We start from the raw sequence: 22,381 nt of genomic DNA on the forward strand, positions 1-22,381 counted from the left end.
AGCGTATTGTCATAGAAAAAAATAAGGTACGTTGAGTACCGGAGAAGCAATGGAACAGACGACCATGCCCCCGGCAACAGTGACAGAAAGTGTGGATTTTCAGGACAGGGCGCTGGTGCTGACCGAAGCACTGCCTTACCTCCAGCAATACGCTGGCAAAACCATTGTCGTTAAATACGGCGGCAATGCGATGGAAAACGATGAACTGAAGCGCAGCTTTGCCCGCAGCGTGGTGTTGCTGAAAGCAGTGGGTATTAACCCGGTTGTGGTGCATGGTGGTGGTCCACAGATAGGCGAAATGCTGAATCGGCTGAATCTGGAAAGCCGGTTTGTTCAGGGAATGCGAGTGACTGACTCCAGCACAATGGACGTTGTTCAGATGGTGCTTGGCGGGTTGGTTAACAAGGAAATCGTATCCCTGATCAACAGCAATGGCGGCAGAGCGGTTGGCATTACCGGGAAAGATGGTCGGTTTATCCGGGCAAAACGTCTGAAAGTGACCCATAAAACGCCGGAAATGACAGTGCCTGAAATTATTGATATCGGGCAGGTGGGTGAAGTGGAGTCTATAGACACCAGCATTGTAGAAATGCTGCAAAACTCTGACTTCATTCCTGTCATTGCTCCCATTGGTGTCGATGATGCAGGCGCTTCTTACAATATCAATGCGGATCTGGTGGCAGGTAAGCTGGCAGAAGCCCTGAAGGCTGAAAAACTGCTGCTACTGACCAACACCCAGGGATTGCTGAGCAAGGATGGCGAGTTATTAACCGGCCTGAACGCTGAACAGGTTCAGGCCCTGATTGATGATGGCACCATTTATGGTGGCATGTTGCCCAAAATTCAGTGCGCCCTGAGCGCTGTCGGTAATGGGGTTAACACAGCACTGATCATTGACGGGCGAGTACCCCATGCATTGTTGCTGGAACTGTTAACCGACCAGGGCGTTGGCACCCTGATTACCGGAGAACACGTGGAGACGGTATCTGGTTGTAATGGTTAAACCACAGAAAATTTCTCGCAAAGATCAAATCCTACAGGCTCTGGCACATATGCTGGAAACATCACCGGGAGTTCGAATCACTACTTCTGCCCTGGCTAAGGAAGTTGGCGTATCGGAAGCAGCGCTTTACCGGCACTTTCCCAGTAAGGCGAAAATGTTCGAGGGACTGATCGAGTTTATAGAAGAAACCCTGTTTTCCCGCATTGCGCTGATTCTGGATGACGAGCCGGAAGCCCTGAGACGTTGTGAAAAAATTCTGACGTTGTTGTTAACGTTCTGCGAACGTAACCCGGGGCTGACCCGTATCATCAATGGTGATGCCCTGGCGGGCGAGCCAGATCGTCTGCGCCATCGAATGATTCAGCTGTTTGACCGACTGGAAACCCAGGTCAAACAGATTTTGCGTGAAGCGGAGATCAATGAAGGCCTGCGTACCCGTTCAACAGTTGGTACGACTGCCAACATGATTCTGGCACTGGCTGAAGGCCGCATCAGCCAGTTTGTACGCAGTGAGTTTAAACGCAAGCCTACCGAACTGTGGCAGGATCAGTGGCAGGATATATCGACAGTTGTTTTCAGATAATAGTGCCTGCTGGTGTTATTTTTGAAAAAGCCCCGTGAGGGCTTTTTCTTTATCTGAATATTCAGGATCTGTATATTCAGATAAAGAAAAATACACCCCGTTTTCACGGTTCTGCTGAAAACATTTACATATCGAGTAACCCCTTTTACCCCTTGATAATACGCCAGTAAATAATAAATGGGGGTGTGTATGAAAAAGTCTCTTTTGGCTGTGAGTATCAGTGTATTGCTGGCTGGTTGCCTTTCTACACCAGAAAGAGCAACACCAGGAAAAACAGTGCCGTCAAAAGACTGGGTTGAGGTAACCGCTGCTCAGGGGAAGCAGGAAAGCCGGTTAGCCTGTAACAGTGAAACGGCTTCAGAGCTTTGTGATCTGCGTATTTTCCATATTATGACCGAAGCGTTTGTCGATGGTGACCCTGCAAAAGGGTTTGGTGACGGTTATGGCACCAGTCATCATCGCGGAGACCTGGCAGGTGTCACTCAATCCCTTGATTACATCAAAACGTCGGGTTTCAATGCCATCTGGCTGACGCCAGTTTTCCACAGCGCACCCATTACAGGACAAGATGTCTGGGCGGATAAGCTGGATGCCACAGGCTATTATGCCAGTGATTTTTTTGCGATTGACCCACGTTTTGGGTCCATGGACGATGCCCGGACTCTGGTCGAGGAAGCTCATGCCCGGGGGTTGTACGTATTCTTTGATGGTGTTTTCGGACACTTCAAAAATAATGCAAACGACTACCCTTCTCCTTCAGGCCTGACACTGTCGGAGAGCGGTGCGCCGCAAACCAGCGTTGGGCGTCAGGCAATCTATCCCCGGGATTTGGATTTCTTTAAAGAGGTAGCGACCTACTGGATCAGGGAGCTGAAGATTGATGGCTGGCGCCTGGATCAGGCCTATCAGGTACCCGTCGAGTTCTGGCCGGAGCTTCGGGCTGCGGTTGAAGACGCTTCCCGGTCGGTGACCTATAAAAACGATGCGGGCGAAACCGTTAACCCTTTAGGTTATATGGTTGCAGAGATCTGGAACGATGCCGGTTACATTACTGAAACTGGTTATGGCACGGATGAGACGCCCGCCTTGTATTCAGCTTTTGATTTCCCGGTCAGAACGGCAGTGGTGCAAACTTTTGGCAGCGACAAGGAAGGCAATCATAGCCGTCCGGCTACTCATCTTGCCAATGCCATGGGTATGTCAGTGAACTACCCCGATCATGCGATGCCTAACCTGATGCTCAGCACCCACGACGTCCCCCGTTTTGGAAACCTGCTAAAGCGCGCAAAACTGGCAGACTACGGTTCCGAAGACTACTGGGCAAGACATCGGGCAGCCATGAGTTTTATGGCCGCTTATTCTGGTCCTCTGACTATGTTCTATAACGAAGAAATCGGTGTACGAACAGAAGATTTTGCCCAACCTGTTTCAAACGACACTTGTGCGATGAGAGGACTGTGTGATGATCATGTTGGCAGGATTTCCGGGCGTGCGGATGCATTCGGGCTGTCAGAAGACGAAGCGGCTTTGCGTAACTATTTCAACCAGCTGATGCAACTGCGGGACAGGCATCCGGCGTTATCGAAAGGCACAAGAACGCATATCTATTCTGATGATCGAATCTATATTGATCGCAAAGACAGAGGCGATGAGCATCTGTTGTATCTGGTGAATGTCAGTGCAGAAGACGTGCAGGTTCAGATAAACGGTTCAGCTATAGGCAGTGAAGGCTCCCTGACTGATCTGATGGATGGATCTGAAGTTAATGTCAGGCAGAATGTTTACACCCTTCAGCTTAAGGGGTTTGAGAGTCGTTTTCTGAATATTGATTCTGCAACGGAGGTTCAGACAGATATTGGACAAGTGTCCACTATAACAGACGATATGGCCCGTTGTGATATTCCGGATGCAGATGGTAAGGGACCGCTGGGTAAAGACATGTGGGTACGGGGCAGCTACCGGGGAGGCAATAACTTTCTGGCGACTCCGGACAGTCGAAGATTCCGGTACAAGGGTGGTGATCTGTATCAGGTGGTGGTGAATGAATCTCGCTCTACCGCTTTTTCATTCAAGTTTGCCAGCTCAAACTGGAGCCCGGAAATGGCGGTAAAACGTTCGGCACCGGTACAGTTGGGAAGCATTCAGGATATGACAACGGCGTCAGGTTACGGTACTGAATCCAGCATTGTGATTCCGGAACCGGGTGAGTATGTCTACAGTTTCAGGATTGATCAGACCGGTCGTGCCGGAAGTCTGTATGTAGGTCGCTGCCAGTAAACAGGCTTCTCTCGTCTCGATAAAGGCTTCCTGTGTCGTACAGAAGCCTTTATCCGGTTTGGTTTATTCTACGCCGTACTGCTCACGATAAGCGCGGATAGCCGGTGCAAACTGCTGGAATTCTTCCTGGCCTTCCACATAGGTCAGCAGGTCTTTCAGCTTAACGATGCTGATGACCGGAATGCCAAAGTCACGCTCTACTTCCTGAATGGCTGACAGCTCACCCTGGCCTTTTTCCTGACGATCCAGTGCTATCATTACAGCGGCAGGTTTGGCATCAGAAGGCTCAATGATCTGCATGACTTCGCGGACAGCAGTTCCTGCACTGATGACGTCATCGACAATAATCGCACGGCCTTCCAGAGATGCACCTACAATATTGCCGCCTTCGCCGTGATCCTTCACTTCCTTACGGTTGAAGCACCAGGGGACATTACGCCCATGCTGTTCAGACAATGCCACCGCTGTTGCGGTTGCCAGCGGAATGCCTTTATAGGCGGGTCCAAACAGAATATCGAATTCGATTCCGGAATTAACCAGTGCCTGGGCATAGAATTTACCCAGCTTGCTCATGGCTTCGCCGGTATTGAAAAGGCCGGCATTAAAAAAGTAGGGGGACTTACGACCGGACTTGAGTGTAAATTCACCAAATCGAATGACTTCCTGTTGCAGGGCAAACTCGATAAATTCTCTCTGGTAATCAAACATTAGCTATTCAACCTGTTCCACATTGGTTAATGGCTGTGCATTTTATGCGCCGCAAGGCTCCATGTATAGCGCAGGGTAAGGCTATTCATGTCCATGAGTGTATTTTATAGCCAAATGCTTTTTATTATTTACTTTTGCTTATGGCTGTCAGTTAAGGAGCCGCATTTATGCGGATAAACATTGTTTTGCCGAACCTGTATTATTTATACGATACAGTTCCCCCATTTTTTCCTGATACTGCCTATTTGGATCGGTCGAATTTGACCGGCGGCTGGTTTCGACCAGAGTGCTAAGCCGTATCAGGCAGGTCTGTCACGAGTAATGACGGTTAGGCGTTGCTTGTCAGACTTTTGCTTTATGTCCGCAGCGTCCCTGACCCGGACAAGGTGTAGTCAATAATGAGAGTTATCAGTTTCAATTGCGAAGGCATTAATAACGCGCGAGAAAAAGGCCTGTTCGATTGGCTCAATGAGCAGGATGCCGATGTTATCTGTCTGCAGGACATCCGTGAGGATGACTATACGATGGAGCAGGACAGGTTCCAGCTCGATGGTTACTTCTGCTACGCCTACGGCGGCTATCAGAGACCAGACCGGGGCGGTGTTGCGATTTATACCCGTCAGGCTCCAAAAGCGATAATCAGCGGTCTGGGTTTCCCTGAAGCGGATGAAACAGGACGCTATCTGCAGGCGGATTTTGATAAGATCAGTATCGCCAGCCTGTACGTTCCTGAAGGTCATGACGACGAAAGTCAGAACTTTAAGTACCGCTTTCTGGACAATTATTCCCACCATCTGAACAAACAGCGTCGAAAGCGTCGTGAGTTTATTATGGCGGGTACCTGGAACATTGCTCATCGCAAGATTGATGTAGCCAACTGGCGTGAACAGGAAGAAGTGTCCGGCTTCCAGCCTGCTGAACGAGGCTGGATGGAAGGTTTGCTGGGTGATATGGGCTTCCACGACGCTTATCGTGAAATGGATCGTGAGTCGGGCAAATACAGTTATTGGGAAGATGATTCCCTGCGCAATGACAATATGGGTATTCGTCTGGACTATCAGATTATTACTGCCGGTATGCGCAGTCGTGTTCTGAATGGCGGTATCTACAAGAACCAGACCTTTTCCAAACACGGTCCGGTGATCATTGATTACGACTGGGAACTTAGCCTCTGAGAAATCCCGAATCAGCTCTCACGCCTGAAGCGTGAGAGCTAAACCGGTTAACCAGTCAGACGCTTCCTTTACTCTCTCCCCAATGTTTCTACTGCTGACTGACAGCAGTTTCTGTTCAGGTATTTCCAGCTCCTGAATGCACCGTTTAACCCATTGATCCACGTCCTGCTGAAAAATCGGGTCTGCTGAACGCATGGCATCCTTTTCAATAGGAAAATGATTGCTGGGCAGATAAATGTAACCGTCGATCTGATCCGAGATTTTTCGGCAGAGGTGTAACAAATAAGGCGAGACGGTTTTTTTGCAGACAGCCATCCAGTAACGCTGGTGAGCCAGCAGGGCGGGCGGACCAAGGTCAATAAACCCGTCAGGGGCTGAAGTATTGAACCATTGTTGCATAGCTCCCAGTGCTGCCGATGTCATGGCAGTAATCGTGTTGTCCTTGTTCGGGCTGTCTTCCAGCAGAATATCCCTTGGCCGGCTGTAACCCAGATTTTTGGCGGTACTTCTGTAGTAATCAGCAAACACTGGCCAGTCGGTACCGGGCTGTCGGCGCAGCTGGTTGATCAGGGTCGTTTTACCGGTGCCATGAGAGCCAATGATTGAAATCAGCATAGTTCTACAGTGAAAGTTCTACAGTCAAAGCTCCACAATCAAAGCTCAATACCGCCAGCGACATGAACACGTATGTTCTGGGTCAGAGACTGGGCAACAAAAGCCTGAACAACGTCTTTCAGATTTTCTTCCGGTACATAGGCAACGGTAATGTGATTACTTTGATGCCCCGCCATCAGGTCATCACGATCGATGCCGTCGAGAGTACAGTTCATCAGCGGCCATTCGCGGGTGGTACTGTCCAGACGACGCTGAAATTCTTTCTGTGGTAATTCAAAAGCTGTACCGGTGCCTATATGCATGTGAACGTCAATGCCCTGATAGTAGGCACGAGCCCACAAGAATTTGCCGGCTTTGCTCTGGCCACCAATGCTGGAACCACCTTTCGGAAAATACATGGCAGGCTGGCGGTAGCCCTTTGCACCAGCAATGCCGCCCTTGAGGTGTTCAAAAGGAACCGAACCGGAGATTTCAAAGTCCCAGTAAAAGGTGCCTTCAAATTCACTGCCCCAGCGAATGTCATGCAGAGTGGTTTCAGCGGACAGACCGAGGCTGTCCAGCAGGCGGAACATCATGGTTTGTGGAATGGCTGTTCCCATATCCACTTCATTAACACAGGGGATAGGCTTTCCTTCGTTGATGATGTTGCCGTTTTCATCTTTAACCGGAAAACGTTGAGAAGAACCGATGGCACCTTCGGCAAAGTCAGAAGCTGCACAACAGTCTTTCAGGCCCTGCTGGTATTGCACGCCCACGCTGGTCAGACCAAAGCGTCTGGTGAAACGGGCCATGGCGATCATCATGGCGCACTGCTCCAGAACCTGTTCACGAACCAGCTCTGTTGAGCCATCGGTACCAAACCTGAAGTCCATGCCGTGATCGATATAAAACTGCAGACACTCTTCACGCTCTTCCTCAGTCACACGACTCATTTCGAACAATAGAGCCGACTGGGACAGGGCTTCGACAGGTAGTCCGATTCTGGTCAGGGATGCCTGAGGAAACACGCCATTGATCATGCCCATACAGAACATGTCGAATAGCCCTATGATTTCTTTGTTGTTGAGAATAAATTCCCCGACCTGCTGACCAACACTGCCTGCTTCTGTCTTCATGACCGGGTGAGCTTTTGTGATCTCTTTCAGATAGGACGTGTCGTGTTCAATCTTGCCGGATTCGAGCCAGGAGCTAAGTCCCGCGTAGAAAAAGTCATCATCAAAGTTTTCTGACCACAGGCGGCTATGCGTTCTGCCAAGACTGTTCAGGGTGCCAGCCATGCATAAAGCACCCACCAGACCGGGCCATGTGCCGTCAAAGTTGGCCAATAGCAGAATGGGTCCCTGATGATGCACGAGGGAAGGCGCCAGATGATGAGAGTACTGCCAGGCTGTCATCAGGACGATGAGTGGTGCTTTGGTATCAATGGAGGCCATGACATCAGCCCCTTCACGCTGGCCGCTGATAAAGCCATGTTCCAGTGCTTCTTTCACCGGATGCGCGCGACGAATACGGTAGCCAAACTTTTCTTTCAGAGCGGTTTCCAGTTTGCTTTCAAAGGCTTTTTGTACAGGCCAGCACTTTTTGTTGGCGGTGTCGCGCAGGTCGCCGTTGGCGATAAGAAAGACCTCTTTATCCGCCAGTGTCATGCGCTGTTTTTTCCGGGGCAAATTCAGTGTCAGGGATGTCATACACTTACTCTCCAGAATGCCCTCAAAGAGGACATAATAATTCGGCCGTATTTTGCAGGTTCAGAGCATTTCTGGTTCAGGACTTTTCTGATTCAGAAATTGTGCATCATGGCTTTGTACTTCAACTGGTCTTCGTACATTTCGTGGAAAACCCGATACTTGGCATCATGAAAAGCCCTGGTTTCTTCCTGCGGCCTGATGACTTTGCCAGTCGATGACATGGCGGCCATGGCTTCGGTCAGATCGTCAAAGTTGCCACAGGCTGTGGCTGCCAGCATAGCTGAACCGGACATGACCGTTTCGTCTTCTTTGCTCAAAATTACGTCACAGCCCGTTACGTTGGCATGTTCTCTCAGCCAGAGTGAATTTCGGGTGCCACCGCCACACATATGAATACGGCTGATCTGGTGACCTGCGTTGTTCATCGTTTCAATAATATGACGCGTGCCGTACGACACTGACTGGATAGCAGCCATATAGACCCTTGCCAGTTCGCTAAGATTCCTGTTCAGGGATAAGCCGGAAATCATTCCTTTCAGATGTGGGTCGGCTCGTGGTGAACGATTGCCATGATGATAGCCAAGCAGATGGAAATGAGCGGTAAAGTGAGGTTCCTGCTTTTCCAGACGCAGTACTTCTTCATTCAGAATATCGTACTCGCTGCGCCCCTGACTGGTGGCCATCTTTTTTAATTCCGGGTAAAAGGCGCTGTCCTGAATGACATGATCAATCAGGGAACCTGCTGCCGACTGTCCTCCTTCATTCAGCCACATCCCCGGAACCATGGCCCCCCAGTAAGGCCCCCAGACACCATTCACGAAAATCGGTTTTTTGCTGACGGCCATGTGACAGGAGGATGTGCCTCCGACAATAACCAGAGTCGATTCGAGGCTATCACCAATGGTGCCAATGCCTCCGGCGTGCGCATCAATCATACCTGTGGCAACCGTCGTATGGATGGTCAGCCCCAGTTCGCTGGCGGCAACGTTTGTAAGCGTTCCGGCAGCCTTGCCCGGTTCCAGAATGGTCTGACCAATCTTGTCTTCGGTGATCAGGTCGTCCAGATCAAGCTGCTTGAGCAGCGATCGATCCCAGCGTTGTTCGTGCGCCAGCCAGGTCCATTTGCAGACCAGAGTGCAGACACTGCGAACATTCAGCCCACTGGAACGATAAACCAGATAATCAGCCAGATCGAAAAATTGCCCGGCGCGTTGATAACTGTCTGGCAGATGTCGTTTTAACCATTTCAGTTTTGGCAGCTCCATTTCGGGGCTGATTTCACCCCCGGTGTATTTAAGCACCTCACTGCCGGTGGCATTGATTTCTGCCGCTTCTCTCAGTGCGCGATGATCCATCCACATAATGATGTTCTGGTCATCGTTGCCGGAGGGAGATACGGTAACAGGTTTGCCTTCGGAGTCGACAGCCACCAGTGAACAGGTGGCATCAAAACCAATAGCTTTCACCTGTTCCGGTTTGATGTTTGCGTCTGCAACGGTGGTTTTCACCACACGGCAGACCTGTTGCCAGATATCAGACGACGACTGTTCTACAAAATCTCTGGCCGGGCGAAATTGCCTGATCGGGCGGGCGGAATGTGCCAGTTTCTTTCCGGTTGCATCGAACAACCCGGCCCGGACTTTGCCGGAGCCGACATCAACGCCAATGTATAAGTGCTGCCCCATCTATAAGTGCTGCCTGATGCCGAAGAAATAGTGATACCAAAATAGCATATAGCCCGGCAGCTGCTTTCTTAAAACCATTACCTGTCGGGATAAATGGTCTGGTATTTCAGGTCGAACGCGGCTCTGGCTGATTCAGGGCTTTCAAACAATCCTGCACCTGCCATGGTGAACATGGAAGCGCCCAGTGCTGTGGTATCCGCTTCCCTGAGTACTTTAATAGGGATTTGTAATGTATCGGCTTTGATCTGGTTCCAGAGTTGATTTTTTGAACCGCCACCCACCAGAATCAGTTCAGCAGCTGAGAAGTTTCCCACCTGTTCAAGCTGCTGAAGGTTGGCTTTCAGCTTGATGCTCAATCCTTCAAGAGCTGCCCTGTATACACTGCCGCGCTGAGTGTTCAGGGTAAGGCCGCTGATAGCGCCGGAAGCTTTGTCGTTTACACCGGTCAAAAAATCCGGATTGACGCTCACGCCGTTACAGCCTGGTGATACATTGGAAGCTTCATGAATCATACTGGTATATTTTGCTGAACCTTCCAGCTCCGGGTAAAACTGTTTGCCAATCCATTCCAGTACCGCCGATGCCAGCCATTGAACTCCGGGGTTGTAACAGCCCTTTTGAGCGTCCCATTCACAGGTGAATCCATCTGCCAGACTATTTGATGATAATGAGCTGACCTTTTGGGTGCGTGCCATCAGAATTTCCCATGTACCCGAAGATAAAACAGGTTGGTCTTCACTGGCTCCTGAACCAAAAACTGCAAACTGGGTGTCATGACCTGCCGATATCACTGGAATGTCTGGGCGTAAGCCAAGTTTTTCCGCAGGTTTTGGCAGCAATAAGCCGATCACTTCTCCTGCCTGCACCAGTTCCGGAAAAAAGCTCGTGCTGATACCCAGAGTAGAAAGAATGGATTCACTGAATGACTGCGTACTCAGGTCTGTCAGCTGTGCTGTGCCAACCATGGTGGCATCGTTGGTCATTTGCCCCGTAAGCTTGTGAGTGAATAACGAGCTGATAAACATCCAGCCGCAGGCGCTGGCCAGTAATTCCGGGCGGTTTTCTTTGAACCAGATCAGCTTATTCAGAGTATTGAAGGCAAAATGACCGACCCCGGTGCGAACCACGACTTCTTCAGGATCAAAGTACTTCCCCAGATGTTGCATGAAAGTACTGGTTCGTGGGCATTTCCAGCTGATAACCGGATAAATCAGTTCTCCGTTGTTATCGACCAGACCTCCGTCCACCCCGAAAGTAGTGACTGTAATCCCCTTTACCTGTTCGGGGCTGACTGTTTTTACGACTTCCTGGCAACAGAGGCAGAGTTTTTTAAAGAGGTCATCCAAAGGCCAGACGAGCCATGAAGGTTTTTCTATAGAGTGTCTGGTTGCGTTGGGTTGCGCTGCTTTCGCTACCACATGCCCAAGGGTGTCAATGGCAATAGCCCGGACATTGGTGGCACCACAATCGAGAACAATGACAACGTCTTGCCTCATAACTTCCCCTTCAGCAACAGCTCTGATGACCGGCAGATATTTCGAGAACGATTAAACTAATGCCTCTAAAAAGAAGAACGTTTCTGTCAAAAAATCAAGATGACCTATCCCCTGATCTTGAGACCCCAGACACAATGCCTGTTTTGTTACAGAGAGGAGTTTGTTTTTATGCACGTAAGTGGCGACTTGCCCGGGAAAATCATTGATGCCTGCCTGAATATGAACCGCTCAGGCCTTAACCAGGGAACCGCAGGTAATATCAGTTGCCGGTATGAGGACGGGATGTTGATCACGCCTTCTGGCATTGCCTATGGCCAGATGGATGAGAGTGACATTGTCTTTGTTCACAATAATGGTGGTTATGAGGACGGAAAGGTGCCTTCCAGCGAATGGCGCTTTCATCAAATTGTTTACCAGACCCGCCCGGACCTGAACGCTGTGGTACACAACCACGCCCAGTTCAGCACAGTTCTCGCTATCATGAACAGGGCGATTCCTGCCATTCACTACATGATCGCTGCAGCAGGAGGAAAAGACATCCCCTGTGTTCCCTACGCCACTTATGGAACCCGTGAATTATCCGGTCATGTGGCTGCTGGCTTTTCAAAGCGTGACGCCATCCTGATGCAGCACCATGGAATGACGGCGGCAGGCAAAACCCTTGGCAAAGCCATGTGGCTCGCGGAAGAAGTGGAGACTTTGTCTAAGCTGTACGTCAACCTTCTGCAAACCGGACTGGAAATTCCGTTGCTGCCTGATGATGAAATTGATGTGGTGGTGGGTAAATTCAGGTGTTATGGATTAAGAGAGAAAGATTAGTTCTGCTGGTTTGAACTCTGTTGGTTTGAACTCTGTTGGTTTGAGTAGGCGTTAATCGCAGTTCGAGGGTACAGGCTTATGTCAGATGCTCTGCTGGTGATGAAAAAAATTACCAAGCGATTCCCCGGTGTGCTTGCCCTGAACCGGGTGGATTTTAATCTTCGCAGAGGGGAAGTTCATGCTTTGCTTGGTGAAAACGGTGCGGGCAAATCTACCCTGATGAAAATTCTGTCCGGCGTTTGCCAGAAAGATGAGGGCGAAATTATTTTCAAAGGCAGTCCGGTCATTATTAACGGGCCGCTGGCCGCCAGAAAGCTGGGTATCAGCATCATTCACCAGGAGTTTAATCTCTGCTCCCACCTTACGGTTGCCCAGAATATTTTTATCGGTCGTGAACATCGCAAAGGCTGGCTTCTTGATGAGGAACGTGAGAATCGTGCCGCTGCTGACATACTGGAAACGCTCAATCTGGCTATCGCTCCTGACCGGCAGGTCAGCACCCTGACTGTTGCTCAGCAGCAGATGGTGGAAATAGCTAAAGCATTGTCGTTCAACTCCAGAATACTGATTATGGATGAGCCTACTGCGGCCCTGACAGACCGTGAAATCGACAGTCTGTTCAGGGTTACCAATATCCTCAGGGATCAGGGGGTTGGCATTGTTTATATTTCCCATCGTCTGGAAGAACTGGCCATCATTGCCGACCGCGCTACGGTCATGCGGGACGGTGAAACTGTGGACACTGTCAACTACAAAGATACGACGCTGGATAAACTTATCAGCATGATGGTGGGCAGGGAACTGAGCAATCTCTTTCCCCCCCGTCAGTCTGCTGTTTCTGATCAGGTAGCGCTGTCTGTTAAACACCTTAGCCGTGAAGGCGTACTGAATGATGTCAGCTTTGATCTCTATCGTGGTGAAATTCTTGGCTTATCGGGACTGATGGGCGCAGGCAGAACTGAGCTGGCAAGGGCTGTTTTTGGTGCCGACCCGATCGACAGTGGAGAAATTCTTCTCAATCGTAATCTGCTGAAGAATCACTCTGTTGAAGAGGCTATTGAAGCCGGCATTGGTTATCTGACGGAAGACAGAAAGCTTGAAGGTCTTGCACTGGGGTTGTCTGTGCAGGTGAACACACTGCTCAGTAACTACCAGAAGTACGCCAGTGTTCTGGGCGTTATCAATGAGAAAAAAATATCGTCGGTTGTGGAAAAACTCAGCAGGCGTTTGAGAATCAAAACCCCGAGTCTGGAGCAACTGGCAGGCAACCTCAGTGGTGGTAATCAACAGAAAATTATCATTGCCCGCTGGCTTTGCAGGGATACCGATATACTTATTTTTGATGAGCCAACCCGGGGTATTGATGTAAGCGCCCGATATGAAATCTATGAATTAATGAATGAACTGGTTCAGCAGGGCAAGTCCATCATTATGATTTCGTCTGAGTTACCGGAAATTATTGGCCTTTCCGACCGAATCCTGGTCATGCGCCATGGTCGTATTACCGGTGAACTCTCCAGAGAGCAGGCCTGTCAGAATAGCATTATGAAATATGCGGCATTAGAAGGTTGATGGCTATGTATGAACCCGCTGAATACGAACAAGCTGAAAAACAGCAGAAACAGAAGTCAGGCTTTATTGCCAACCGCGAAATCGTCAACCGTGAACTGTTGATGAAGCTGGCACCGTTATTGAGCCTTATTCTGCTTTGCGCCTTCTTCAGTATTGGCAGCCCTTACTTTTTTTCGATAGAGAATCTGATGACCATTGCCCTGCAGACAGCCGTGATCGGGATCATGGCTGTTGGAGTAACCTATGTCATTATCTCGGGAGGAATTGACCTTTCGCTGGGCTCTGTCATGGCTTTCTCAGGAGTCTGCACCGGTATCGCCGCAACCTTCGGAATGCCTCTCGTTTTGTGCGTAACAGCCGGGGTTGCCGCTGCAACGCTCTGTGGTTTGTTGAACGGTGTTCTGGTGGCAAAAGCGGGGATTCCGTCCTTTATTGCCACTCTGGGACTGATGATGTCTGTCCGGGGGCTGAATATGGTATTTACCGATGGTCGCCCCATTTACTTTCTGGACTTCCCGGCGTTCCGACTGCTGGCGCAAGATAAGCTGCTGGGTGTTATTCCTTACCCGGTGATCTGCCTGTTTGTTATTGCCCTGATGGCAGCATACATCCTCCGTCGTACGGTTTTCGGTCGTTATATTTATGCAGTGGGAAGTAACGAAGAAGCGTCAAGACTGTCTGGGATCAACGTTCAGCGTGTGAAGCTGATGGTTTATGTATTCTGCGGCTTTCTGACCGGTATTGCCGGTATTATCCTCGCTTCCCGTCTGAACTCCGGGCAGCCATCTGCCGGTGTCGGTTATGAGCTGGAAGCCATTGCAGCGGTTGTGATTGGTGGAACCAGCCTGAGTGGAGGCATTGGCACCATCTGGGGAACAGTTATAGGTGCTTTTATCATGAGTGTTCTCAAAAATGGTCTCAACCTGACAGGGGTTTCTCAGTTCTGGCAGATGGTTGCAATGGGTGTGGTGGTTGTGGCGGCAGTTTTTCTGGATAACCAGCGTAAACGTGCGCAGCGGTGATGAACCACTCTATAAAGCCAAACCTTTATTAATCAACGTTTGATAACGAACTTTTGATAACGAACAAGAGAACCATCATGAATCTTCGTACTCTGACAATCCCCTTGCTTTTATCAGCAGGGCTGATGGCAGCATCAATGACTTCAGTTGCCAAAGAAAAGTTGTATATGCCTGTTGTCAGCAAGGGATTCATGCTTGAGTTCTGGCAGTCCGTAAGAGATGGTTCTGACGCTGCAGCCAGAGAGCTGAATGTAAAAACCAGCTTCGTTGGCCCTTCCGATGAAACCCAGGTCGATCAGCAGGTGCAGCTGGTTGAAAATATTCTGGCCAGAAAACCGAATGGTCTGCTTCTGGCAGCACTGGACAGCAATGCGTTGCTGCCCTCTGTTGAACGCGCTCATGCACAGGGAGTGCCGGTTGTCACGTTCGACTCTGGCGTCAACTCTGATATCCCGGCGTCTTTTGTTGCCACTGACAATAAGGCTGCTGGCGCTATGGCTGCTGACGCTATGGGAAAGTTTCTGGGAGGCAAGGGCAAAGTGGCAGTGGTTGCTCACAATGCCGGTACGATGACAACCACGGATCGCCTGGACGGTTTTATTGAGCAGATGGGCAGGAACTATCCGAATATAAAAGTTCTGAGTCCTTTGTATTCTGAAGGTGACCCTCAGCGGGCAATGAACCAGACAATGGATGTTATTCGCGCCAATCCTGACCTGTCAGCGGTGTATGCAACTAACGAAGGCTGCACGCTTGGGGTTGCTTCAGCTATCGACAGCCAGGAGCTTGCCGGCAAAATCAAGGTGATCGGCTTTGATTCCAGTGACGCTCTTGTAAACTTCCTGAAAGCGGGAGTGATACAGGGGCTGGTGGTTCAGGATGCCTATCAGATTGGCTATGTTGGTATGAAAACCCTGTACAACGTTCTGACAGGTCATGAGGTAAAGAAAATGATTGATGTTCCTGCAGTATTGGTCACTGGGGATAATATCAATAAGGAAGACATTCAAAATATTATTAATCCTCCTGGTTAAACTGCCGCCGAAGCGCTCGGCTGCAACCATCTGTGTGGGCTTAATAAAGGAATCCTGATCTATCAGTTTACGGGTTCCAATGCTAACGGTGGTCCGACGCTCTATGTTCCGCAAACGCTTCAGAGGTTGAATGGAAGGGGAGTTTGTTATGCGAGACTACATTTGTAGTGTATGCAATAAAGTGTTTCCTACGCCAAGTAAGCTACTCGAACATCTCTGTACCCATACTGGAGAAACGCCTTTTGCCTGTCAGTACTGCGGGCGTTCTTTTTCCAGACAGCGCCTCCTCAGGGAGCACATGGTAATGCATACCGGAAGGGGGCATGAATGTCCGGTATGCGGCAGCATTTTTACACGACGTCCTGACTTAACCAGGCACATACAAGGTCTTCACGAAGGAAGGCAGCATAATTGCCCTGTCTGTGGGAAGGGTTATGCAACCTCAGGATCTCTCGCCAGACATCTGAGAACGATGCATGCTGGTTCAACATCCACCTCAACAGTCAATTCAGCAGCCACTTCAGCAGCCACTTCAACAGCCACTAGGATGCACTCACAGATAGAGCCTGGATATGTGTTAACTGCAATAACTCAGTCCTTTGCCGGGGGGACCATTTCCACCATTACATCACACCTGGGCGGTGCCGTGGTTGTTACACAACAAATACCTTCTACTGCCTCTGCCACTTTAACCACTGCGACCCAGGCAGGCGTTGCGGCTCCGTCCATGAGTGCCAGCGGCTATCAGCCAGGCTTCATAGGTAGTTTTGTTGATGACTTGCCAGGTATTGATCTTGATAACTATTTTATGGATGAGTCGGATGGAGCCGGCGATCCATCATAGCCCTGGATCTTTTGCTCTTGGTTAATTGAAATACTAACGATGGGAAGATGTTTTTGGAGATCAGGCTGACCGGAACAGCCAGCCTGATAAAAGCCACTGATATTATTCGTCCAGTGCCTTCTTCTGCAAAATGACCAGCTCTTCAATGCCGGATTTGGCCAGCGCCAGCATGGCAGTCATTTCATTCTGGCTGAATGGCGCGGCTTCGGCGGTACCCTGAATTTCAATAAAGCCACCTTCTTCAGTCATCACAACGTTCATATCGGTATCAGCGTTGGAATCTTCCGGGTAGTCCAGGTCCAGAACCGGGCTGCCTTTGTACATGCCAACGGATACAGAAGCGATCAGCTGAACAAACGGGTCAGTCTTGATCATCTTCTTGCGCTGCATGTGACGAATGGCATCCACCAGTGCTACGCAGGCGCCGGTAATAGAAGCGGTACGGGTGCCCCCGTCAGCCTGAATAACATCACAATCAATGTTGATGGTGTTCTCACCCAGCTTTTTCATATCGACAGCAGCACGCAGGGAACGACCAATCAGACGCTGGATTTCCAGGGTGCGGCCACCCTGCTTACCACGAGCCGCTTCACGACCCATTCGTTCAGTGGTAGAGCGAGGCAGCATGCCGTACTCTGCCGTTACCCAGCCCTGGCCGGAACCTTTCAGGAAGCGTGGGACACCTTTATCGACAGATGCAGTACAAATAACCTTGGTATTTCCGAATTCTACCAACACTGAGCCTTCAGCGTGCATGGTGTACTCTCGGGTGATTTTAACTTCACGCAGTTGATCAGCTGTTCTGCCGCTTGGACGCATGGTATTACCTTCTACCGCCGGAAATGGAAAGGCGAGATTATAACCCAGCCTTCCAGGAAGGCTAGGACGTTGTGAGATGGCAACCTTGCCGTTTTAAGGTTTGTCATTAACAATTTTCAGGGCAGAAGCCCGCTTTTTTATCGATGAGATTGTTTTAATTGTGGATAAACTTCCGGATAATCGTACAATCCGTCCCTTTTTCTCATCTGTGAGCCGACTCTGGAAGGCTTCTGGGGCATTTTTTTAGTGCGAAAGATTATGTCACCCCTTCCGGGGCTGGTTAATCTTTTGTTTATTTATCCTTATGGTTGGGCGCTATTGTACGAAACAGCCATGAGCGGAAAATGCAGCTCACCCTGAACTATGAAAATGGCGACAGAGCCAGGGAGCGCTGCATTTTCATAGTAAAGAGTACGAAAAGAGTTTTTTATGACTTCCAGTATGACCGCTTTTGCCCGTGTTCAAGTCCAGGAAGACTGGGGCAGTTTGGTGTGGGAAATTCGTTCTGTTAACCATCGCTACCTTGAACCGCATTTTCGATTGCCGGAACAGGCTCGCGAAATTGAACCGGGGTTGCGTGAGGTTCTGCGCAAACAGCTGAATCGTGGCAAGATTGAATGCAGTCTGAGGCTGCAACTGGCTGAAGGCAGCCAGAAGCTGAATCTGAATGAAGCGGTTCTGGAAGATGTGCAGAGTGCCGTTAACCAGGTTGAAACCTGGTTTATCAACGCTTCTGGTGTCAACCCGCTGGAGATCCTGCGCTGGCCTGGCGTGATGGAGAACGAAGAAACCAATCTGGCGCCTGTGCATGCAGCAGCTCTGGAGGCATTTGAACAGGCAATTACTCAGCTGATTAACATGCGTCAGCGAGAGGGAGCCGAACTGAAGCAGTTTGTGCTGACCCGGCTGAACAGCATCAGCGAAGAAGTGAGTACGATTCGTGGTGTTCTGCCTGAGTTGATTGAAGCTCAGAGACAGAAGATTCTGGATCGCCTGGAAGAAGCTAAAGCAGAACTGGACCCCGAGCGTCTGGAGCAGGAAATGATCATTCTTGCGCAGAAGATGGACGTTGATGAAGAACTGGATCGTCTTGATACCCATGTTCAGGAAGTGAAACGAACCCTGGACAAAAAAGGTGGCATTGGTCGCAGGCTGGATTTCCTGATGCAGGAACTGAACCGTGAAGCCAACACACTGTCGTCCAAGTCGATCAATGCCGGCCTGACCCGGAGTGCGGTGAACCTCAAGGTATTAATCGAACAGATGAGAGAGCAAGTCCAGAATATTGAATAATGTTGGGCGGCTGCCCGGCTGTTGGAGCAATCATGGCTAATAAAGGCAAACTCTATATTATTGCAGCACCTTCCGGTGCGGGAAAAACCAGTCTGGTTAAGGCAATGGTAGAGTCTACGCCGCACGTTAAGGTGTCGGTATCCCATACTACTCGCGGACAGCGTCCGGGGGAAGTAGATGGTGTAAATTATCACTTTGTCTCTGCTGAAGCATTCCAGAAAGAACTGGGTGAAGGTCGTTTCCTTGAACACGCGGAAGTGTTCGGAAACTTCTACGGAACCTCTGAAACCTGGGTGCGTGAGCAACTGGCAAAGGGTGAAGATGTTATTCTGGAAATCGACTGGCAGGGGGCTAAACAGGTTCGTCGTCTGATGCCCGATGCCGTCAGTATTTTTATACTGCCTCCCTCGCTGGAAGCATTGCGTGAGCGTTTGATTGGTCGTGCGACAGACGATATGTCAATCATTGACCGCCGTATGGCTCAGGCAGTGAATGAGATGTCTCATTACGGTGAATTTGATTACCTGGTCATCAATGATGAATTTGACCTGGCTCTGCGTGACCTGCAAACCATTATCCGTAGCCGGCGCCTGGCGATTGGATGGATGCAGCACTACAAAGCCGATCTGATCAAAGGGCTGCTGAATTAACCGGTAAGCAGAACCTCCCTGTATCAAAGGCTGACAGGGAGGTTTTTGAAACTACTGTTCTGCAATAAGTGGCGCCATTGCCTGCTTCAGACAGGTTTCTTCTTCAGCCTTTTTAGTTTTTTTTGTGATCACTTCCATGACGTGACTGAGTTCTGAGCCCTGATTCAGAGCGGTGACCCGTAAGCCATAAAAAGCAGACCTCATGCAGGGAAACTTTCCGTCTTCCGCGGTTTTGTCGGTAAGTTCCGACAACATTGTTTTTAGCTGCCGGGAACTGACAGGAATTCGCCTGTACTCAATATTGCTGTCAATCGGATGCCTTTCATAGAAAAAATGTTCATTCAAAGGTCCGGTAAAATACTCATCTTTTTTGGGGATGCGAGGGTAGCCTGTTCCTGAATGCATTTGTTCATACCATTCCTGTCTTTGCTCTGGTCCCCCCAGATAATTTGGGAGAAACATTGATCCAAAATGATTGAAGCTCTGATTCTTATATCGGTACCAAGTCATTAAACCTGTTTCGTCCAGGAAAAAAAGCTCCGAATTTATTACAACACCGGGGGTGGAGGCAGAGACAAATGCAATGATGCTGGAAGGCTGTAGCACAACATTCAGGTAGACTCCATAGAGGTATGAGCCTTTCGTCAAAAGATTCTGGTAGGCATTAATTGCCCTGATCAAAGGCTGATCGGTTTCCGAATAGAGCACCTTGGTGTGAACAACAGACCTGGGTGGCAGTTTTTTCAACCGAATGGCTATTTCCGGAATGGAGGCTGTTTGGGTAAATTGACATTCTTCGCGTGAGTCAACCTCATAACAGTCTGACTTCTGGCCGGTCTCCTGATTGATACGGGTGTAATTGGACACATATTGCTGAGGTTTTTGAGCATGCTTTTCAGTGACAAAACTGTTTATCGGATTAATTAATGACTGCCGTATCGACAGGTCTGGATTATGGGACGCTGAAAATGGCAGGTAGTCACTTTTGTCATTACTCTGTTTTTTTATACACTCGACAACGGTTTTCCAGCTACGTCCTCCTTCTGTTTTAACCAGGACGGTGTTGTCGTTGCTTTCTATAATCTCGCATACTTCTTTTTTAACGGGTGTTTTTATGGGATGCGCCTGCGAGAAAGGCGCAAACAAAAAAGTCATTAAGAAAAGACATTTATGTTTATACTGCATGCTCTATTCACTCTTTAATTCTTTTTGGTTTTAACAAGATAGGTGTAAACAGAGACCGTGCAGGATTTTTAGCGGTGTTTTGTTAAAGCCCGGTTTCCAGAACTGAAACCGGGCAGTGCGATCGTCAGAATGTTTGTGTCGCTTTATTCAGCCAGTCAAGGTCAGCACCACTGAGCAGTGGCGACAGCTCTTCACGAACCATTTCGTGGTATTGATTCAGCCAGTCGATTTCAGTCTGGGTCAGCATCTCCCGGGTAATCGGGCGGGTGTCAATCGGTGCCAGTGTCATCGGAACCAGCTTGTAGAATTCACCAAACTCCGTCGTGATGTCTTCAGCCACACGCATGATGTTTTCAAGGCGTACGCCGTGTTTGCCATTACGGTACATGCCAGGCTCATTGGTGAGAAGCATACCCACCTGCAAAGGCTGGTCAATCCATTTAGGGCTGACGCTGTGCGGGCCTTCGTGTACGTTCAGAAAGTAACCAATGCCGTGGCCGGTGCCGTGGTTGTAGTTTTGCCCGGCTTCCCAGACCGGCTGACGGGCAAGGATATCCAGCTGCATGCCCCGTGTACCTTTCAGGAAGCGGGCTTTTGCCAGATTAATATGCGATTTCAGAACCAGCGTATAGTCTTTCTGTTCTTCTTCCGTCATGGGACCACAGGCAAAGGTTCGGGTAATGTCCGTGGTGCCGTCCGGGTACTGGGCACCGGAATCAACCAGCAGCAGACCCTTTGCTTCAACCTTCCGGGAGGATTGCTCATCGGCACGATAGTGAATAATGGCACCATTTGAGGCATAACCGGCAATTGTCGGAAAGCTTGGTCCTTTAAACTCCGGTGCCTGCGCCCGGCTGGCCTGCAGAAACTCATCCAGTGACAGTTCGGTGACCTCACCGCCGGGAACTGTCTCTTCCAGCCAGCGCATAAAGCGGACAACCGCTGCGCCATCGCGTCGGTGACAGTCACCCATGCGCTGAATTTCCACATCGTTTTTAATGGCTTTCAGCAGAAGGGTTGGGCTGGCAGCCTTAATGATTTTGACGGACTCCGGCAGCGCATTGACCAGCCACTGATTGGTGGAGGCCGGATTCATCAACAGGCGGGTGTTGCTGTCCAGGCTGCGGATATCGTCAGCGATGGCATCGTAAGGCAGCAGCTCTATGCCCGACTGCTTTAAAGCCTGCAAAGCATCGCCTTCTATGCGGCTGGCATTGATATACAGTTTGACGTCGGTGTCTGTCAGCAGAATATAGGACAGGAACACCGGGTTGCATTCAATATCGCTGGCGCGCAGGTTCAGCAGCCAGGCAATATCGTCCAGCATGGTGATCAGCAGGTGACTGGCACCTTTTTTGGTCATCTCCAGGCGGACTTCTGCCAGCTTTTCTTCCCGGGTTTTGCCTGCAATGCTGTCGTCATGCAGAAATACCGGTGTCGCAGGCATATCTGGACGATCGATCCAGACGGTTTCCAGAAGATCTTTTTCAACTTCAATGGTGATGTTTTTGTCCTTAAAGGTTTCCAGCAGTTTCTGTGTCTGCTGGTGGCTCATCACCTTGCCATCAAAACCTACCACGCTGCCTTCGGGCAGGGTATCTGCCAGCCAGTCCTGAATGGCCGGAACTTCCGGCATCCCGTCACGCATCAGCTCAATGCCGGAATTCTCCAGCTCCTGGCTGGCCTGCAGGAAATAACGGCCATCGGTCCAGAGGGCGGCCCGGTCTTTCAGTACGACTACGGTGCCAGCTGAACCTGTGAAACCGGACAGCCATTCCCTGCCGCCCCAGTGTTCTGAGCTGTATTCACTCTCGTGAGGATCCGAGCTGGGAATAATCCAGGCATCTATATGGCTGGTGCTCATGGCGGCTCTCAGAGCCGTGAGTTTTTCGGGCGTACTGGTCATTATTGAT

General features: G+C 49.9%; 19 protein-coding genes and 1 pseudogene. 12 read left to right on the top strand and 8 right to left on the bottom strand.

Annotated elements, in window-relative coordinates:
* Positions 1-49 precede the first annotated feature (49 nt).
* From argB to V5J35_RS12545, 3 genes are all read left to right on the top strand, one after another.
* Positions 50-1,003 (top strand): acetylglutamate kinase, encoded by a 954-nt coding sequence (argB, locus tag V5J35_RS12535; RefSeq protein ID WP_419095758.1) that lies wholly within the window; start codon positions 50-52, stop codon positions 1,001-1,003.
* Positions 996-1,586: a nucleoid occlusion factor SlmA gene (gene slmA / locus V5J35_RS12540; protein WP_354007461.1), complete on the top strand. Its 591-nt coding sequence runs from the start codon at positions 996-998 to the stop codon at positions 1,584-1,586. The genes argB and slmA overlap by 8 nt, the downstream gene beginning before the upstream one ends.
* Positions 1,587-1,775: 189 nt before the next feature.
* Positions 1,776-3,863 carry an alpha-amylase family glycosyl hydrolase gene (locus V5J35_RS12545; RefSeq protein WP_354007462.1) on the top strand — a complete coding sequence of 696 codons (2,088 nt, stop codon included), beginning with the start codon at positions 1,776-1,778 and terminating at the stop codon, positions 3,861-3,863.
* 63 nt (positions 3,864-3,926) lie between these two features.
* On the opposite strand, the gene pyrE is transcribed toward V5J35_RS12545, so the two are convergent.
* A complete protein-coding gene (gene pyrE, locus V5J35_RS12550; RefSeq protein WP_354007463.1) occupies positions 3,927-4,571 on the bottom strand; it encodes an orotate phosphoribosyltransferase in 645 nt (214 codons plus the stop codon).
* Positions 4,572-4,969: 398 nt separating this feature from the next.
* Here pyrE and V5J35_RS12555 point away from each other — a divergent pair, with 398 nt between their 5' ends.
* The gene (locus V5J35_RS12555; protein ID WP_354007464.1) at positions 4,970-5,746 is read left to right on the top strand and encodes an exodeoxyribonuclease III; all 777 of its coding nucleotides are present in this window, start codon (positions 4,970-4,972) and stop codon (positions 5,744-5,746) included.
* Between the two features lie 18 nt (positions 5,747-5,764).
* Here V5J35_RS12555 and V5J35_RS12560 read toward each other — a convergent pair whose 3' ends face one another.
* From V5J35_RS12560 to fucK, 4 genes are all read right to left on the bottom strand, one after another.
* Complete coding sequence (locus tag V5J35_RS12560) at positions 5,765-6,361, bottom strand: AAA family ATPase (protein WP_354007465.1); 597 nt, start codon at positions 6,359-6,361, stop codon at positions 5,765-5,767.
* A 38-nt stretch (positions 6,362-6,399) separates the two neighbouring features.
* Positions 6,400-8,049 (bottom strand): hypothetical protein, encoded by a 1,650-nt coding sequence (locus V5J35_RS12565; protein WP_354007466.1) that lies wholly within the window; start codon positions 8,047-8,049, stop codon positions 6,400-6,402.
* Positions 8,050-8,141: 92 nt separating this feature from the next.
* Positions 8,142-9,734: an FGGY-family carbohydrate kinase gene (locus V5J35_RS12570; protein WP_354007467.1), complete on the bottom strand. Its 1,593-nt coding sequence runs from the start codon at positions 9,732-9,734 to the stop codon at positions 8,142-8,144.
* A 77-nt stretch (positions 9,735-9,811) separates the two neighbouring features.
* Positions 9,812-11,230, bottom strand: a complete 1,419-nt coding sequence (gene fucK, locus V5J35_RS12575) for an L-fuculokinase (RefSeq protein WP_354007468.1) — start codon at positions 11,228-11,230, stop codon at positions 9,812-9,814.
* Positions 11,231-11,398: 168 nt separating this feature from the next.
* Between fucK and V5J35_RS12580 the strand changes: the two genes are divergently transcribed.
* The 6 genes and pseudogenes from V5J35_RS12580 (at position 11,399) to V5J35_RS12605 (ending at position 16,521) form a co-directional block, all read left to right on the top strand.
* Entirely contained in the window at positions 11,399-12,049 is a 651-nt protein-coding gene (locus V5J35_RS12580; protein ID WP_354007469.1) for an L-fuculose-phosphate aldolase, read from the top strand.
* Positions 12,050-12,127: 78 nt separating this feature from the next.
* The gene (locus V5J35_RS12585) at positions 12,128-13,621 is read left to right on the top strand and encodes a sugar ABC transporter ATP-binding protein (RefSeq protein WP_354007470.1); all 1,494 of its coding nucleotides are present in this window, start codon (positions 12,128-12,130) and stop codon (positions 13,619-13,621) included.
* 5 nt (positions 13,622-13,626) lie between these two features.
* Positions 13,627-14,643: an ABC transporter permease gene (locus V5J35_RS12590; protein WP_354007471.1), complete on the top strand. Its 1,017-nt coding sequence runs from the start codon at positions 13,627-13,629 to the stop codon at positions 14,641-14,643.
* A 77-nt stretch (positions 14,644-14,720) separates the two neighbouring features.
* Positions 14,721-15,677 carry an ABC transporter substrate-binding protein gene (locus V5J35_RS12595; RefSeq protein ID WP_354007472.1) on the top strand — a complete coding sequence of 319 codons (957 nt, stop codon included), beginning with the start codon at positions 14,721-14,723 and terminating at the stop codon, positions 15,675-15,677.
* A gap of 148 nt (positions 15,678-15,825) precedes the next feature.
* Positions 15,826-16,146 (top strand): annotated as a pseudogene (locus V5J35_RS12600) (C2H2-type zinc finger protein); the annotation flags it as partial.
* Between the two features lie 105 nt (positions 16,147-16,251).
* Positions 16,252-16,521 (top strand): hypothetical protein, encoded by a 270-nt coding sequence (locus V5J35_RS12605; protein ID WP_354011393.1) that lies wholly within the window; start codon positions 16,252-16,254, stop codon positions 16,519-16,521.
* Between the two features lie 102 nt (positions 16,522-16,623).
* Here V5J35_RS12605 and rph read toward each other — a convergent pair whose 3' ends face one another.
* The gene (gene rph, locus V5J35_RS12610) at positions 16,624-17,340 is read right to left on the bottom strand and encodes a ribonuclease PH (RefSeq protein WP_354007473.1); all 717 of its coding nucleotides are present in this window, start codon (positions 17,338-17,340) and stop codon (positions 16,624-16,626) included.
* A gap of 429 nt (positions 17,341-17,769) precedes the next feature.
* Here rph and V5J35_RS12615 point away from each other — a divergent pair, with 429 nt between their 5' ends.
* Positions 17,770-18,633: a YicC/YloC family endoribonuclease gene (locus V5J35_RS12615; RefSeq protein WP_354007474.1), complete on the top strand. Its 864-nt coding sequence runs from the start codon at positions 17,770-17,772 to the stop codon at positions 18,631-18,633.
* A gap of 32 nt (positions 18,634-18,665) precedes the next feature.
* Entirely contained in the window at positions 18,666-19,283 is a 618-nt protein-coding gene (gene gmk, locus V5J35_RS12620) for a guanylate kinase (RefSeq protein WP_354007475.1), read from the top strand.
* Between the two features lie 51 nt (positions 19,284-19,334).
* On the opposite strand, the gene V5J35_RS12625 is transcribed toward gmk, so the two are convergent.
* Positions 19,335-20,438 carry a hypothetical protein gene (locus V5J35_RS12625; protein WP_354007476.1) on the bottom strand — a complete coding sequence of 368 codons (1,104 nt, stop codon included), beginning with the start codon at positions 20,436-20,438 and terminating at the stop codon, positions 19,335-19,337.
* A 154-nt stretch (positions 20,439-20,592) separates the two neighbouring features.
* Positions 20,593-22,374, bottom strand: a complete 1,782-nt coding sequence (locus V5J35_RS12630) for an aminopeptidase P family protein (protein ID WP_354007477.1) — start codon at positions 22,372-22,374, stop codon at positions 20,593-20,595.
* Positions 22,375-22,381 lie beyond the last annotated feature (7 nt).

Source organism: Endozoicomonas sp. NE40 (assembly GCF_040549045.1).
Taxonomy (GTDB): Bacteria; Pseudomonadota; Gammaproteobacteria; order Pseudomonadales; family Endozoicomonadaceae; genus Endozoicomonas_A; species Endozoicomonas_A lisbonensis.

Coding starts and splice junctions, on each gene's coding strand:
- V5J35_RS12630 (WP_354007477.1), bottom strand. CDS start 22,374: ATGACCAGTACGCCCGAAAAACTCACGGCTCTGAGAGCCGCCATGAGC.
- rph (WP_354007473.1), bottom strand. CDS start 17,340: ATGCGTCCAAGCGGCAGAACAGCTGATCAACTGCGTGAAGTTAAAATC.
- fucK (WP_354007468.1), bottom strand. CDS start 11,230: ATGAGGCAAGACGTTGTCATTGTTCTCGATTGTGGTGCCACCAATGTC.
- V5J35_RS12555 (WP_354007464.1), top strand. CDS start 4,970: ATGAGAGTTATCAGTTTCAATTGCGAAGGCATTAATAACGCGCGAGAA.
- V5J35_RS12565 (WP_354007466.1), bottom strand. CDS start 8,049: ATGACATCCCTGACACTGAATTTGCCCCGGAAAAAACAGCGCATGACA.
- V5J35_RS12570 (WP_354007467.1), bottom strand. CDS start 9,734: ATGGGGCAGCACTTATACATTGGCGTTGATGTCGGCTCCGGCAAAGTC.
- V5J35_RS12560 (WP_354007465.1), bottom strand. CDS start 6,361: ATGCTGATTTCAATCATTGGCTCTCATGGCACCGGTAAAACGACCCTG.
- slmA (WP_354007461.1), top strand. CDS start 996: ATGGTTAAACCACAGAAAATTTCTCGCAAAGATCAAATCCTACAGGCT.
- V5J35_RS12625 (WP_354007476.1), bottom strand. CDS start 20,438: ATGACTTTTTTGTTTGCGCCTTTCTCGCAGGCGCATCCCATAAAAACA.
- gmk (WP_354007475.1), top strand. CDS start 18,666: ATGGCTAATAAAGGCAAACTCTATATTATTGCAGCACCTTCCGGTGCG.
- V5J35_RS12545 (WP_354007462.1), top strand. CDS start 1,776: ATGAAAAAGTCTCTTTTGGCTGTGAGTATCAGTGTATTGCTGGCTGGT.
- pyrE (WP_354007463.1), bottom strand. CDS start 4,571: ATGTTTGATTACCAGAGAGAATTTATCGAGTTTGCCCTGCAACAGGAA.
- V5J35_RS12590 (WP_354007471.1), top strand. CDS start 13,627: ATGTATGAACCCGCTGAATACGAACAAGCTGAAAAACAGCAGAAACAG.
- V5J35_RS12585 (WP_354007470.1), top strand. CDS start 12,128: ATGTCAGATGCTCTGCTGGTGATGAAAAAAATTACCAAGCGATTCCCC.
- argB (WP_419095758.1), top strand. CDS start 50: ATGGAACAGACGACCATGCCCCCGGCAACAGTGACAGAAAGTGTGGAT.
- V5J35_RS12615 (WP_354007474.1), top strand. CDS start 17,770: ATGACTTCCAGTATGACCGCTTTTGCCCGTGTTCAAGTCCAGGAAGAC.
- V5J35_RS12595 (WP_354007472.1), top strand. CDS start 14,721: ATGAATCTTCGTACTCTGACAATCCCCTTGCTTTTATCAGCAGGGCTG.
- V5J35_RS12580 (WP_354007469.1), top strand. CDS start 11,399: ATGCACGTAAGTGGCGACTTGCCCGGGAAAATCATTGATGCCTGCCTG.